The following is a 14,952-nucleotide window of genomic DNA, read 5'->3' as shown; positions in this document are numbered from 1 at the left end:
AATGTCTGGATATCAGTATATATAAAAAATCTGACAACGGTATACTAACGCCACTCATTAGGGAGAAACTTTTAATGAAAAATTTATTATTTCCGCTAATAGCGGTTTTACTTTGGTCAATGAATGCGATAGTGAATAAAGCCGCGGCAACCGCTATCGATCCCGCCGCAATATCCTTTTACCGTTGGGCATTAGCTCTGCTTGTCATGACTCCATTTGTGCTACGCTCTGTCTTGCGTCACTGGTCGATAGTCAGAAAACATTGGTGGCAACTCGCCATTTTAGGGGCGCTGGGTATGATGCTCTACCAAAGCTTAGCCTATTATGCCGCTCATTCTGTCAGTGCAACCTTTATGGGAATTATGAACTCCTTAATCCCATTATTAACCGTTGTCATCAGTATTTTTGTCCTGCGAGTGATCCCAACCGTTGGTATTTTTATCGGTACTCTGTTATCGCTGGCGGGTTTAACTTGGTTAGTCAGCCAAGGTAACCCTGCAACGCTCTTTTCCCAAGGATTAGGCACCGGTGAACTGTTGATGTTGATTGCCTCTGCCGCTTATGCCTTATATGGCGTCTTAACTAAGCGTTGGGCTATTCAATTATCAAGTTGGGATTCACTGTATGTACAAGTTTTCTTTGGCGTTATTTTATTAATTCCCAATTTCTTATTGGCAGATGACGTGTCGCTTAACCGTCACAACATTGGTCTTGTGGCCTTCGCGGGTATTGCAGCCTCTATCCTCGCACCTGCATTGTGGATCCAAGGGGTTATGCGCCTAGGCGCCAATACGACCTCGATTTTTATGAATTTAGCGCCAGTATTTACAGCAATCATCGCTATCTTTGCGCTCGGTGAAGAGCTGCAAAGCTACCATTTAATTGGTGGTGGCGTGGTATTATTAGGTGTTATGTTAGCACAGCAATTACGTACCCCTCTGACTCATCTTTTTAAGAGCAAGAAAAAAATTGAGCAGAAAAAAGATTGCTTAAACGACTCCTAGCAGTAAAATTAAGCTTCAAGCAATGCAATGTCGTAATCCATATGCCCCACACTTGTGGGGCTATGTTTTTTATTATGACCTATTAATTAGAATAGTTTGAACTAAATATAAATAAGCAAAACATTCCGTTTTGGACAAGTTATTCGCTAAGCAATTAATATTATCAGGAAAAGGAAATTTTTTATTCCACTGCCGTTAGATATCGTGCAAATCACGGCATGCTGGCTAAAACAACCTGACGCAATTTTTGCTTCAGGTTTTCCTGAAAAAGATCAGTTTATTCTTTAATACCCCAAGCGTTAACAACTGTAAACTAGCATTGGTAATATATAAGTAATCGCGTTTAAAATAATAGTACAACTTGATTTATGATGAATATGAAAAAGGATAACCATGCTCCCTAATATTAAGCCACTGATAACACCGACTGTGCTTTTAACTGCATTGATAAGCCTAAGTTTTATTCCATCAATAAGTCAGATATCACCACTATCACCTAGTTATGCATTTTCTCAATCCGATGCCCCCCAAAAGGATCTAATATCACTGACCGAAAGTGCCAATAATGACTTATCATCAACGGTTAATCTCCCTACTATTTTCTCAATGATTGTTGACGATCATTATGCAAAAAAAGCTTATTTACTGTATCAAATCTATAATGGTGACAAATATGGAAAAAGTTTAAAACCCGATCAATTGCAGGCTCAAAAATACCTTCAGCTAGCTGCCGAACTTGGGCATCAAGATGCATTAATCGAAATGATTGACCAATCAACCAACCTTTATAATGCACCAGGGAAGTATCTTGATAGTCAAGCCCAAAAATATATCAATATGCTGCTAGAAAAATATCCGAATTCTCCAAAAACACTGATCACTGTAGGAAACCTCTATGCAGACTATAGAAAGCATTTTTATAATCCTGAAAAATCATTTGAACTAATTCAAAAAGCTAGTGAAATCTCACCATCAGCAGAAATCAACTATGATCTCGCAAAAAAGTACGCTCTAGCGCTAGGTACAGAGCAAAATTTAAAAAAGGCGATCAGTCTTTTACAAGAAAATATTACGAATGATAAATTGGTACAAGATAGTCAATATGCACTAGCACGACTCTATTTTCAATTTGATGTATCCGATGAAATTGGAAAAGATTTCGTTATGGATATACTCAGAGAAAGTGTTGAAAGAAATAAGTCCGCCTTGTTTCCAGATTATAGCTTAGCGTATTACTATGCAGACTACCTTTTAGAACAAGATCCGATTAATAATAGAGAATATGCTTTTTCCTTATACAATAAAGCAAGTCATTATTTTACTGATGCGAATATACATCATGCATTAGCGCTAATAAAATATGAAAAACACGAAAAAGAACAAGCCGCCTACCTTATTTTATCAACTTTAAAAGCGGATCAAAAATATCATTATCTCACCACAATAGAGCGTCAAAACGCTTATAACTTGCTCTTTAAACACTTTCTTGACTATCCTGGAACAATTCAATTTCTTGTTGAACAGTCACTTAATAATGAGCAAGTAAAATCAGCTATTCAACCTCTATTAAAGCAAAACCCTGACGCAAAGTTTAAATATGCCATAGCGAATGTTAACCGTATGAGCATCAAGAATACAATTGATGACAAGGCGTTAGCATTACATTATCAAGACATAATTACAGCCGCAGAACTGGGTTCCATTGATGCAATGCTGTTTATTATTCATGGTAAAGTCGATGATGACCGTCTACCCGGAACTCTTTTTGATGATAATAAATTTGACCAACTCACGGGGATAACGAATGATGATCGTTGGATGTGGCACAATAAATGCGCTGACCAAGGAAGTAACCGCTGTTTAGCCGAACTTGGTTATCGCTACCAATATGGTAAATTTGGCGTCGAAAAAGACTATTCAAAAGCACTTAAATATTATAAGCGCATTCATATTACACCGGATAATTATGAATTTCTTAATTATGAATCCGATATGAAGCTTATTGAAAAAGAACAACAAAAATTCAATGAGCTACTCAATCAATACAACAATAATGATGCCGAAGCCGCCCACAGGCTAGCCGATGTCTATCGATTTGGTAAATATGGGCAAAAAGAAGACAATGTTAAGTGGCTTAAATATCTAGATCAAGCAGCAAACTTAGGTAGTGCTAAAGCATTACATGAATTATGGTCCTATTATGAGGATGAAGGTCAGCTTGAAAAAAACAGAGCTAAAATCATGAGCTATTATAGCAAGCAGATCGCCTCTGGGAATCAATCTGCTGCTCTCACCTTAGGCTTAAATTATTTATATGGGTTACACCTTGTTAATGCGAACCGAACGAAAGCGCGTGAATTATTGAAGAAATCAGGTAAAGATGGTGAGCGCTATCTCGCTGAAATGGATAAGTTTGATGAGAAATATACATTAAAAGATAAAGATGCCACCACTAATTATCAACTAGGCGTTGCACACACATATGGTCGGGGCGCCAGCATTGATCATTTAAAAGCGAGGCAATTTTTTAAAACCGCAGGAGAACAAGGCCATCAAGAATCTGCTTACACATATATTAGGTCATTGCAAAATGGTATTTATGATTATAAAAAAAATCGCTGGATCGCAGAACCTAATTGGTATGAAGCTATTTCGTGGCTAAAACAATACCCTCTCGCATGTTGTCAGGAAGATGAACTGCTTCGCTATAATACACTGGTATTACCGGCTTTAAATAATGATATTAATGCGACATTAAAACTTTCTCATTGGTATATTGAGCAACAACAACATACTGCTGCGGCCTATTGGTATAACAAATTACTTGATAAAAAAGATTTAAATATCATTATTCCTGCGCTTGATAAAATCATTACGAATGATGGCAAAAAGCGTGAATTGTACTCAGCGGGAACCTTGAAAAATGACTTATATTCTAAAGTACACTTTGCGTCTTTAGCTGTAAATAATAAAAAAGTCGCTGCAAACCCTGAACTCTACCAGTCTATGATTCAATTTCTACATGAGGGATTAGGCTCAAGCGATCCTATCATTTCAGATCTTGCATTTAACTCTTTACTTACTGCCTATAGAGATGGAACCGAACAGTATAGTTATATATTCCGTCGCCCGATAAATGAGAAAGCGTATGTAGAATTATTGGAGTCACAGTCTAAAAATCGTGATGATGTTCTCATGTTATTGTCAGAATATTACACAACCCAAAATCCCCAAAAGGCTCTAGATTATGCTCAAAAGGCTTATGAAAAAGGTGATATCAGAGCAGCTAAATATCTATATAATTTTTATTATGCTCACCTTGATGTCAATCATGAAAATCTTAAGCGTACTACTCAATATCTCAAAAAATATCTCAATATGAGGGAAAGTGCTGATGAGAAGATTATCAATGAGCTTACTCTTCCTACTGAACATATAATCGGCATTGCTGATATCTATTTCGAAGGCTTTTACGATATGCCACGAGATCTAGATAAGGCAATTGAGATGTATCAATATTTATTAAAATATGAACCTGAAATTGCTTTAGAAAAACTTTATGAGTCACATATCCTAAACGGAAATACCAATGAAGCTTATTACTATGCATTAATTCTCAATAAAGATACGGATAATGTCACCATGTTTAATACGCTAACAGATGTACAACGTGAATCTATCAAAACACGTGTACAAGATTATTTTGATAACAAAAATACGAATAAATAAGTTAATTACAGCAATGAGGGTGCTAATGTTGATTATATTAATACCCTCATCTGACTTATCACTGGCTAGTTTGAAACACCACCTTTGCCAACAAACCACCGAGTTCTCTTCCCTTCAATAATTGCAGGTCGGTACCATGATAAATTGCAATATCTTTCACTAACGCAAGCCCGAGACCTGATCCTTCCATAGCTAATGCATTATTTAAGCGTGTAAATGCTTCCATTGAGCGACTGATTTTTTTATCGGGGATACCGGGTCCTGAATCTTCAACTTCTAATATGGTATGCTGTTTGTTTTCACTTAATAATATCCGTACCGTTACAATACCGTTATCAGGGGTATATTTAATGGCATTATCGATTAAGTTCGCACACATTTCTGCCAATAAAATAGGCTCACCTTTAATCCATGATTGCTCTTGTCCTTCATAACCAAGGTCAATTCCTTTACTTTCGGCTTGCCCCAATCGTGTAAAACAAGCCTGTTGGACTAACTCCACTAAATTAATCGCGCGATAGTGACGAATAGCCTCTTTCTCATGCGCTTTTAAACGCGCGAGTTGCAATAACCTATCAGTTAAGACAATCGTACTGTCGAGGGTTTTATTAATCGCATGCAGACTTTGCTGCCGCTGAACTTCATTTGTACTATTCAGGGCAACCGACACTTGGGTTTTAAGTACCGTTAAAGGTGTTTTCAATTGATGAGAAGCGTCGGCACTAAAGCGCTCTTGGCGTTTAACCATCCGTTTTAGCCTTTCAATATAGCGATTCAGGGCGTCCACGAGTGGCGATAATTCAGACCATGGCAGAATATCAGGAATAGGTGTGAGATCATTAGCAGAGCGCCCCATCATTAACTGAGATAACTTTTTCAACGGCGTTAATAGCTTACTCAGTAATAAATAGGCCAGCACTAATGTCAGGAACACGACTGTACCTTGGCTCATTAATGAGGATATTAATAGTTGACGAGCAAACTCATGCCGCGAAGAGACTGTTTCAGCAACGCGAATTTGCACCATTCCCATCATGCCACCTTCATTTATCGGTTGATAAAACGTGGCCACACGGATAGGCAAACCTTTATATTCGGCATCATAAAAATAGACCAGCGCCGTATAGTACTGAGAGCGCATCCAATTTGGGGGAATTTCAGGTAGGTCATCATAGCCAGAAATCGTTTCACCATTAGGCGCAATCACTTGGTAAAACAATCGGTCATTAATATTTCGTTCGAAACTGTCTAAAACGACATAAGGAACATCAACAATCAAATGACCGTTTTCAACCTTTAGCCGCTCGGCAACAGTACGAGCCGAAGCCAATAATGTCCGATCATAGGCCTGATTTGCCGCGTTTTTGGCACTGTAATAGTGAGTATAAACGGAGAATCCCCCCAACATAATGAGGGGGATACCGAAAAAGAGCAGTAACTGATGAAAGAGAGAGCGTGGATGAGAGACTAATTTCATACACTACACTGCTCTAATCGGTATCCTAATCCGCGAAGCGTATTGATATTGACATCGGTTCCTGTGAGTTTTTTCCTTACTCGATGCACATACAATTCAATACTCTGTAAGTTAGCTTCATCGGACAATGAAAAAACCTGTTCGAATAATTGTGTCTTTGAGACAGGCCGCCCACGACGATGAAATAATGTATTAAGTACTGCGAATTCTCTTGGTGTTAAGGCCAGCGGCTCTTTATCCACTAAGAAATAGCCTTCTTCATGGTAGCAAAGTGAACCAAAACGTTGTGGCTCATTCACCTGCCCTTGGCTCCGCCGTAATAATGCTCTGATCCGAGCTTCTAATTCCGCTAAATCAAACGGTTTAGTGAGATAATCATCTGCCCCTGCATTTAACCCTTTGACCCTATCTGAGACATCTGAGTTTGCCGTTAACAACAACACGGGGATCTCTTGACCCCGTTTTCTCATTTGGGCAAGTACTTCTAACCCGCTGAGCCTTGGCAACGACACATCTAATACCACTAATGAGTAGCTTTCTGTTTGTAATAATTGATCAGCAATTGCGCCATCACTCGCAATATCGACAGCAAAGCCGGTCGAACTAAGCGCTTTTTGTAACCATAACGACAACTCGTCATGATCCTCAACCAATAATATTCTCATTTGTATGCTCTCAATTCATTCAATACTGAGTATACGTTCGCATTAACCCCTGAGAAATAAAATACTTAAGCACAATATTTTCAAGGTGGCTCACAAGAATATTATATGAATACAAATTAACATTAAATTAACAAGTTAAAACTACTAATAATAAACAATCTGATATTCATCACAAAAAAACAACTTCGTTTGTTAATGAAAGGTAAATGAAAGCTTTATGAGCCAATGATGATGATTAGAAAAACAACAATGACATCTCTTTTTGTCTGCTTTTTTGTGAGGAAATAAAGAATGAAAAAAACATCATTAGCGACACTCGCTGCTGCCCTTTTCTTTGCTGGTCTTAACCAAGCTGCGGCTCTACCTGAGCGTACTGAATGTATCGCACCAGCAAAACCCGGCGGTGGATTTGATTTAACCTGTAAGTTAGTGCAAGTTTCCCTACTCGAAACCAAAGAAATTGAAAAACCCATGCGTGTTACCTATATGCCTGGTGGTATTGGCGCGGTGGCTTATAATGCCATCGTTGCACAACGCCCAGCCGAAGCTGGCACAATCGTTGCTTTCTCAGGCGGCTCACTGCTTAACCTAGCACAAGGGAAATTTGGTCGTTACAACGAAAATGATGTACGTTGGCTCGCCAGTGTGGGAAGTGATTACGGCATGATAGCTGTTCGTGAAGACTCTCCTTATAAAAATCTAAAAGATCTGATGGAAGCATTCAAAAAAGACCCTAACAGTATCGTCTTTGGTGCTGGTGGATCGGTAGGTAGTCAAGATTGGATGAAGACGGCATTACTCGCGAAACAGATTGATGTGGATCCGCGCAAAATGCGCTATGTGGCCTTTGAAGGCGGTGGCGAAACTTTAACTGCACTGTTAGGTAATCACATCCAAGTCATGTCGGGTGATATGAGTGAAATGGCTCCTTACCTTAATGATGGGAAAGTGCGTGTATTAGCCGTTTATTCCGATAAGCGCCTTGGTGATGGCCTTGAAAATATTCCAACAGCGAAAGAACAAGGTTACGACATTGAGTGGCCGATTATTCGTGGTTTCTATATGGGGCCAAAAGTCTCAGATGAAGATTATAATCAATGGGTTGAAGCCTTCAAAAAACTCCAACAAACCGATGAGTTCAAGAAACAACGTGAGCTACGCGGGTTATTTGAATATAACTTAACAGGTCAAGAGCTGGATAGTTATGTCAAAAAAGAGATCGAGCAATACCGCGAACAAGCTCGTTCATTTGGCTTAGCGAAATAACGGAGGCCAATAATGAGCCAACGCATATTCGCCATTGTCTGGCTAATATTGTGTGGTATCGGCCTCTATATTGGCTGGGGGATACAAAGTGAATACGCCTATGAACCACTTGGCCCCCGCCCTTTTCCGATAGCCATACTTTCGTTAATGGCTTTATGCGCATTCATCTTACTTGTTGGTAAACAAGAAGCGATTGAATGGCCTAAGGCATATGTGTTACGTCGCTTAGTATTACTCATCCTTTCATTGGTTATCTATGCTTGGGTATTTGAGTGGCTAGGCTTCCCGTTATCGACCTCTCTATTGACTATCAGTATTGCGTTGCTGTTTGGCGCGACACCTATTGCTGCCATCATTTCCGGCCCAGTATTAGGTATCACGCTTTTTTATGCTTTCGACAAGCTACTGGATGTCACTTTGCCAATTGGCAACTTGTTTAATTAAGGAGATAGCCATGGAAACTTGGATGTACCTTTCACAAGGCTTTGAAGTGGCACTAATTCCACAAAACCTAGTGATCGCACTTATCGGTTGCTTTATTGGTACGGTTGTCGGTATGTTGCCTGGATTAGGGCCAGTAAACGGCGTTGCAATACTTTTACCGCTCGCTTTTGCCCTTAAACTGCCTGCTGAATCGGCTTTAATATTGTTGGCAACCGTCTACCTAGGCTGTGAATATGGTGGTCGAATCTCGTCTATTTTATTAAACGTGCCCGGTGATGCTGCCGCGATTATGACAACCCTTGATGGCTACCCTATGGCAAAACAGGGTAAAGGTGGGGTGGCGTTATCAATTTCAGCGGTAAGTTCCTTTATCGGCTCTACCATCGCTATCTTCGGGATCATTCTATTCGCCCCATTACTTGCACAATGGGCGCTGGCGTTCGGCCCCGCCGAATACTTTGCGCTCATGGTATTTGCCATCGCGTGCCTTGGCAGTATGATGAGCCAAAACCCAGTTAAATCCCTACTGGCTGCATTAATTGGCCTCGCATTCGCCACGGTGGGTGTTGATGCAAACTCTGGTGAGTACCGCTTTACTTTCAATAGTGTCAATTTATCGGATGGCATCCAATTTATTGTGCTCGTTATTGGGCTATTTTCCGTTAGTGAAATTCTATTGATGTTAGAAGGAACTGCAACAGGCCAAGGGCTGATCCGTAAAACAGGCCGTATGCTGTTCAATCGTAAAGAGGCTAAAGCTTGTGCTGGCCCTACGTTACGCTCCTCTTTTATCGGTTTTTTTGTCGGTGTCCTCCCCGGCGCGGGTGCTACCATCGCCAGTGCTATCACCTATATGACAGAGAAAAAAATCAGTGGGGCTAACAACCAGTTTGGTAACGGTGATGTACGAGGTGTTGCAGCGCCGGAAGCCGCTAATAATGCTTCAGCCTGTGGCTCATTTATCCCGATGTTGACCCTTGGTGTTCCCGGTTCAGGTACGACCGCCGTTATGATGGGCGCATTAACACTGTATAACATTACTCCAGGTCCTGGCATGTTCACGGAACAACCGGATATTGTGTGGGGATTAGTCGCGGCATTGTTGATAGCCAATATCGTTTTATTGATCATGAATATTCCATTAATTGGGCTATTCACACGCATGCTCTCTGTGCCACTTTGGTTCTTAGTACCGACAATCGCCACCATATCAGCCGTTGGAGTATACGCGGTTCACAGTACTACATTTGACTTACTACTCATGATGGGACTTGGCATATTTGGCTATATCCTACGGAAAATGAATTTCCCATTATCGCCGTTGATCCTTGGCTTTGTTCTTGGCGAGATGTTGGAACAAAATTTACGTCGCTCTTTATCTATCAGTAATGGTGATTTCGATATTCTTTGGAGTAGTTCGATTTCTCAATGCTTACTGGTAATGGCTGTACTTGTTCTCGCTCTACCACCAATTATTAAATTAATACGTAAAAAGCGCCAACACCAACCATCCACCCTCTCGGATTAAGCTTATATTATCTCATCGATTTCTCTGTAAACTTTGCCCCGACCGGTAGTTAGGGGCATTTTTTATTACTGAGCATCACATTGCATTTAGTACAAGGCGTTAAACATTCAGCAAGTCAGCCAATGTTCCCTTTACCTATTTATACTCAGTGAGCACTCTTAGACGACATTATTTGTTATGCTTAAATTGTTACAAGCTTTTTTTAAATGGCAGCCTAAGCCACTTCATCATAATCAATTTGTGACTGTATTCAATAACCTATACCAAATCAGTAGCGAGTACCCTGCCACAATAACGTATAAAGATAATGGTGAGCTATTAGCGAAAACGGTTGGTAAAGTCCATCTGTATTGCGATGGCAAATTGGTACTACGCCTCACTAAGAATGTCAGTGTCATTACAATTGGCGTAGTGGATAACAAAGCAAAAGTGATTAATATTAAAAAAGATGTGTTCCGTTTTCCGTCAAATACATCATCATCACATCCGCCCTATTTATCACCAAGCAGTGATTCAGACAGCCATCATCATACAAGTCGTTCTGACGATAACCATAGTGGCCACTTTTCAGGCGGTGATTCAGGTGGAGGAGATTGTGGCGGTGGCGGCGGCGGTGATTGACCATAAAAAAAAGCGAGAATCGAGGTTCTCGCTTTTAATTTGATAGCGTGAAAGACCAATTAGCCTTTATATTTGCTCATCACTAACGTTGCGTTAGTCCCCCCAAAGCCAAAGCTGTTAGACATAACTGTCTCTAATGCTTGCTCTGTCGGTTTCGTAACAATATTCAGCCCTTGAGCTTTAGGGTCTAAGTTTTCGACGTTGATACTTGGTGCAATAAAGCCATGCTCTAACATTAATAAGCTATAAATGGCTTCGTGAACACCCGCAGCACCTAAAGAGTGCCCTGTCATTGCCTTAGTGGCAGAAATAGCGGGTGAGTCATTACCAAATACTTCTTGAATCGCTTCGAGCTCTTTCGTATCACCCACAGGGGTAGAAGTACCATGTGTATTGATGTAATCAACCTTACCATCAATGCTTTGCATAGCCATTTGCATGCAACGTACTGCACCTTCACCTGAAGGGGCAACCATGTCAGCACCATCTGACGTTGCGCCATAACCAACAATTTCAGCGTAGATATGGGCACCACGAGCGAGCGCGTGCTCAAGCTCTTCAACCACCACGATACCACCGCCACCTGCAATAACAAAACCATCGCGGTCAGTATCGTAGGTTCTTGATGCTTTGCTTGGAGTATCATTGTATTTTGTTGACAATGCACCCATTGCATCGAATTCACAGGTCATTTCCCAGCTCAACTCTTCACCGCCACCTGCAAATACAACGTCTTGTTTACCTAACTGGATCAATTCAACTGCATGACCAATACAGTGTGCAGAAGTGGAGCAAGCAGAGCTGATTGAGTAGTTCACCCCTTTAATTTTAAAAGGTGTTGCTAAGCAAGCTGAGATCCCAGATGCCATAGCTCGTGTAACCATGTAAGGGCCTACACCACGAAGGCCTTTTGCACGCATACCATCAGAGCCAGCAACTTGGTTACGCGGAGAGCCCCCGCCAGAACCAACCACTAAACCAGTACGTAAATTCGAAACTTGTTCGTCTGTTAAACCCGAATCACTAATTGCCTGCTCCATAGACAGATAGGCGTAAACTGAGCAATCACTCATGAAACGGCGGATCTTACGATCAATCAGACCGTCAGTATCCATTTTTACATTACCCCAGACGTGGCTACGCAGCCCCGCCTCTTTGAATTCTTCTGAGAAAGTGATCCCGGAACGACCTTCCTTCAGAGAAGCCAGTACTTCTTCCTGGTTATTACCAATACTGGAAACAATACCCAGGCCAGTGATGACTGCACGCTTCATTCATTACCTCATGTCTTTTAATAATGTGAGTACGGGATTACAGGTTGTCACTTTAGCTTACACTTGTAAGCTGAACAAGTCCGATCAGGGTAAATATTTGTATTTTTTTTTCATCGAACATAATAACATTTTTGTTCAAAGGTAGCCTTGATGCCTGTTCGGCGCTAAAATTCAATGATTATTTGGATAAGAACAGGCATAAGTGTGAAAAAGTCAGCCGTGCAAACAGCCCGCCTTAGCTGGAATGATGAAGGTACGCCAGTATCAGAACAATTTGATGATGTCTATTTTTCTAATCAAGATGGACTTGAAGAAACTCGCTACGTTTTTTTACAAGGAAATCAATTTCCAACGCGCTTTGAAACACATCCTTTTGAAACCTGTGTTATTGCCGAAACAGGCTTCGGTACTGGGTTAAACTTTCTTACTTTATGCCAATGTTTTGAAGAGTTTAAGCAAAATCATCCCAACGCAAAACTACAACGCTTACACTTTATCAGTTTTGAAAAATACCCCCTCAGCCAAGAAGACCTAAAAGCAGCCCACAGCCGTTGGCCTGAGCTAGATCCACTCTCCCAAATGCTCTGTGAAAAATGGCCTGATCCCCTACCCGGTAACCAACGTATTATCTTAAAAAATGGGGAAATCATTCTTGATTTATGGTTTGGTGACGTAAATGAACAATTACCTCTACTTAATAGCAATTTAAACAATAAGATAGATGCTTGGTTTTTAGATGGATTTGCACCTTCTAAAAACCCACAAATGTGGAGCGAACAACTGTTCACTGCAATGGCTAAATTTGCCCGCCAAGGAGGCACTTTTGCGACCTTTACCTCTGCGGGTTTTGTGAAACGCGGATTACAACAAGCGGGTTTCACTATCAAAAAAATTAAAGGTTTTGGTCGTAAACGGGAAATGTTAACAGGCAGCTTAGCGGATAAGCATGACGAAATGATGACACCTTGGTTCGCTCGTCAGCCAGCTGCAATACCAACCGATGTTGCTATCATAGGCGGAGGTCTCGCCAGTTTAACCACCGCCTATGCCTTAAATCAGCGCGGTGCTAACGTCACGCTCTATTGCAAAGACCAACAAGTGGCACAAAATGCTTCTGGCAACCGCCAAGGGGCGGTCTACCCACTTCTCAATGGGCGTGATAACCCTCTAGAGCGTTTTTTCGTCAGTGCGTTCCCTTATGCGCACCGCTTTTATCGTCATCTTTCCCAATCGGGGATCCCATTTGATAGCCAGTGGTGCGGTGTTTCTGAGCTAGCCTACCATGAAAGAAGCCGCAAAAAGATTGATGCGATGCTGCAAACTGAGTGGCCTGCTGCGTTCGCGGCTGCAAAGACACGTGAGCAGTTAACCGAGTTAGCAGGTCTTGATGTTAACCATGCTGGTATTCATTATGCTAAAGGGGGATGGCTTTGCCCCGCTCAATTATGTGAAAGCCTTATGCGCTATCTCGCTGAAAAAGGCGTTCAATTTCATTTTAATCACGATGTTGAGCAATTACAGCATTCTGAGGAAGGGTGGACTTTATCTGCGAATGTTTCCGGCAAACAGCAACAATATTTACATCAAACGGTTGTCATTGCTAATGGTCATTTACTTACCCAGTTTCAACAAACCCAACAACTTCCAGTGACCCCCGTGAAAGGGCAAGTGAGTCATATCCCAACGACACCATCATTAAGCCAACTTAACAATGTATTATGCTATGAAGGTTATTTAACCCCAGTAAATCCCAATAACCAGCAGCACTGTATTGGGGCAAGTTATCAGCGTAACCACTTAGATTTTGCATACAGTGAAGTAGACCAGCAAGATAATCGCCAAAAACTGCTCAATAGTTTGCCCGATGTGAGTTGGCCAGAAGAGGTTGATGTTTCTGCTCAACAAGCTCGCCAAGGGATCCGCTGTGTGATCCGCGACCATATGCCACTAGTGGGGAATATCCCTCACTTTACGCAATTAATGGCAGCTTATGAAAATTTACCTGAACAGATGGAAAAACAGGCAAATATTGTACTCGCCCCAACCTATCCTAATCTCTTTATCTTAGGGGCGTTAGGCTCACGAGGGCTTTCAACCGCGCCTTTGTGTGGTGAGTTACTCGCCGCACAAATCTTTAATGAACCACTGCCTTTAGATGATGAAACGTTAGCCGCATTGCACCCTAACCGCTTTTGGGTGAGAAAATTGCTCAAAGGCCGTGAAGTTAAAGTGATGCCACAAGAAAACATCATAAAATAACAGAATCCTGTGCTCTATTGACGTAATAATATCGAGCGCTTTATCGCTTAAAAAGCGATATGAATGAACAGCAAAAAATAGCCGCATTCGTTCAATGCGGCTATTAACGTCTAAAAACAGTAAGTTACTGCTATCTTAATTCGGACGGACTGTTTTAATCCTCATTGCACAACGATCAGCAGCATTAAACCCAGCATCAATTTCTTGTTGTAGAATTTCTTCTAACTCAGTGGGTAGAGCCTCTTCATCAATGATAGAAAATCCAAAACGCTGATAATACGGTGCATTCCAAGGGATTTCACGGAAAGTGGTTAGCGTCACATAGTCAAAGTGATGTTGTAACGCATATTGGAGAATATGCTGAATTAATGCCCGACCTACGCCCTTACCCTGCCACGATTGGCACACAGAAATTTCACCAATATGGAGGCTATGCGTTAATTTGTCGACATTAATAAAGCCAATGGGCTGATCGTCATTATCTACCGCCACCCATTCCCTATTGTCCTGAATAAACTGTAGATGATCTTGCTCTGATTGCACTTCATCGTCAGCAATCCAAGCAAATTGATGATGACCACGAAATACTTGCGCGGCAGAGCGCTCGATAGTAGGGAGTTTTTTTGCGTCGCACGGCTGTGCTTGGCGAATATGAAACATAAAATAAACCTATAAAAAAGAGGAG

At 41.2% G+C, this 14,952-nt stretch carries 11 protein-coding genes; 7 read left to right on the top strand and 4 right to left on the bottom strand.

Annotated features, from left to right (window positions below; all coding sequences use genetic code 11):
• The first annotated feature begins 74 nt into the window (after positions 1–74).
• Positions 75–1,004: a DMT family transporter gene (locus I3B46_RS07900; protein WP_014656279.1), complete on the top strand. Its 930-nt coding sequence runs from the start codon at positions 75–77 to the stop codon at positions 1,002–1,004.
• A gap of 393 nt (positions 1,005–1,397) precedes the next feature.
• Positions 1,398–4,733, top strand: coding sequence for an SEL1-like repeat protein (locus I3B46_RS07895; RefSeq protein WP_104873582.1), 3,336 nt, complete (start codon positions 1,398–1,400; stop codon positions 4,731–4,733).
• A gap of 58 nt (positions 4,734–4,791) precedes the next feature.
• Here the strand turns inward: I3B46_RS07895 and I3B46_RS07890 are convergent, their stop codons facing one another.
• Both I3B46_RS07890 and tctD read right to left on the bottom strand, forming a co-directional pair.
• Positions 4,792–6,210 carry a sensor histidine kinase gene (locus tag I3B46_RS07890; protein ID WP_014656281.1) on the bottom strand — a complete coding sequence of 473 codons (1,419 nt, stop codon included), beginning with the start codon at positions 6,208–6,210 and terminating at the stop codon, positions 4,792–4,794.
• Positions 6,207–6,875, bottom strand: a complete 669-nt coding sequence (tctD, locus tag I3B46_RS07885) for a transcriptional regulator TctD (RefSeq protein WP_004921202.1) — start codon at positions 6,873–6,875, stop codon at positions 6,207–6,209. The genes I3B46_RS07890 and tctD overlap by 4 nt, the downstream gene beginning before the upstream one ends.
• Before the next feature lie 291 nt (positions 6,876–7,166).
• Between tctD and I3B46_RS07880 the strand changes: the two genes are divergently transcribed.
• From I3B46_RS07880 to I3B46_RS07865, 4 genes are all read left to right on the top strand, one after another.
• Positions 7,167–8,141 (top strand): Bug family tripartite tricarboxylate transporter substrate binding protein, encoded by a 975-nt coding sequence (locus I3B46_RS07880; protein ID WP_004921205.1) that lies wholly within the window; start codon positions 7,167–7,169, stop codon positions 8,139–8,141.
• 12 nt (positions 8,142–8,153) lie between these two features.
• The gene (locus I3B46_RS07875; protein WP_004921207.1) at positions 8,154–8,585 is read left to right on the top strand and encodes a tripartite tricarboxylate transporter TctB family protein; all 432 of its coding nucleotides are present in this window, start codon (positions 8,154–8,156) and stop codon (positions 8,583–8,585) included.
• A 10-nt stretch (positions 8,586–8,595) separates the two neighbouring features.
• Positions 8,596–10,113, top strand: a complete 1,518-nt coding sequence (locus tag I3B46_RS07870; protein WP_004921210.1) for a tripartite tricarboxylate transporter permease — start codon at positions 8,596–8,598, stop codon at positions 10,111–10,113.
• A 177-nt stretch (positions 10,114–10,290) separates the two neighbouring features.
• Positions 10,291–10,734, top strand: coding sequence for a hypothetical protein (locus tag I3B46_RS07865; RefSeq protein WP_060561129.1), 444 nt, complete (start codon positions 10,291–10,293; stop codon positions 10,732–10,734).
• Between the two features lie 59 nt (positions 10,735–10,793).
• On the opposite strand, the gene fabB is transcribed toward I3B46_RS07865, so the two are convergent.
• Positions 10,794–12,008, bottom strand: a complete 1,215-nt coding sequence (gene fabB, locus I3B46_RS07860; protein WP_060561130.1) for a beta-ketoacyl-ACP synthase I — start codon at positions 12,006–12,008, stop codon at positions 10,794–10,796.
• A gap of 204 nt (positions 12,009–12,212) precedes the next feature.
• On the opposite strand from fabB, the gene mnmC reads away from it, so the two are divergent.
• A complete protein-coding gene (mnmC, locus tag I3B46_RS07855) occupies positions 12,213–14,267 on the top strand; it encodes a bifunctional tRNA (5-methylaminomethyl-2-thiouridine)(34)-methyltransferase MnmD/FAD-dependent 5-carboxymethylaminomethyl-2-thiouridine(34) oxidoreductase MnmC (protein WP_204282975.1) in 2,055 nt (684 codons plus the stop codon).
• Between the two features lie 135 nt (positions 14,268–14,402).
• Here mnmC and I3B46_RS07850 read toward each other — a convergent pair whose 3' ends face one another.
• Entirely contained in the window at positions 14,403–14,927 is a 525-nt protein-coding gene (locus tag I3B46_RS07850) for a GNAT family N-acetyltransferase (RefSeq protein ID WP_104873584.1), read from the bottom strand.
• Between the last annotated feature and the right edge of the window lie 25 nt (positions 14,928–14,952).

This window comes from Providencia sp. 2.29, assembly GCF_015832305.1.
GTDB lineage: Bacteria > Pseudomonadota > Gammaproteobacteria > Enterobacterales > Enterobacteriaceae > Providencia > Providencia stuartii.
This window is presented reverse-complemented; position numbering and strand designations above follow the sequence as displayed.

Coding starts and splice junctions, on each gene's coding strand:
- I3B46_RS07900 (WP_014656279.1), top strand. CDS start 75: ATGAAAAATTTATTATTTCCGCTAATAGCGGTTTTACTTTGGTCAATG.
- I3B46_RS07895 (WP_104873582.1), top strand. CDS start 1,398: ATGCTCCCTAATATTAAGCCACTGATAACACCGACTGTGCTTTTAACT.
- I3B46_RS07890 (WP_014656281.1), bottom strand. CDS start 6,210: ATGAAATTAGTCTCTCATCCACGCTCTCTCTTTCATCAGTTACTGCTC.
- tctD (WP_004921202.1), bottom strand. CDS start 6,875: ATGAGAATATTATTGGTTGAGGATCATGACGAGTTGTCGTTATGGTTA.
- I3B46_RS07880 (WP_004921205.1), top strand. CDS start 7,167: ATGAAAAAAACATCATTAGCGACACTCGCTGCTGCCCTTTTCTTTGCT.
- I3B46_RS07875 (WP_004921207.1), top strand. CDS start 8,154: ATGAGCCAACGCATATTCGCCATTGTCTGGCTAATATTGTGTGGTATC.
- I3B46_RS07870 (WP_004921210.1), top strand. CDS start 8,596: ATGGAAACTTGGATGTACCTTTCACAAGGCTTTGAAGTGGCACTAATT.
- I3B46_RS07865 (WP_060561129.1), top strand. CDS start 10,291: ATGCTTAAATTGTTACAAGCTTTTTTTAAATGGCAGCCTAAGCCACTT.
- fabB (WP_060561130.1), bottom strand. CDS start 12,008: ATGAAGCGTGCAGTCATCACTGGCCTGGGTATTGTTTCCAGTATTGGT.
- I3B46_RS07850 (WP_104873584.1), bottom strand. CDS start 14,927: ATGTTTCATATTCGCCAAGCACAGCCGTGCGACGCAAAAAAACTCCCT.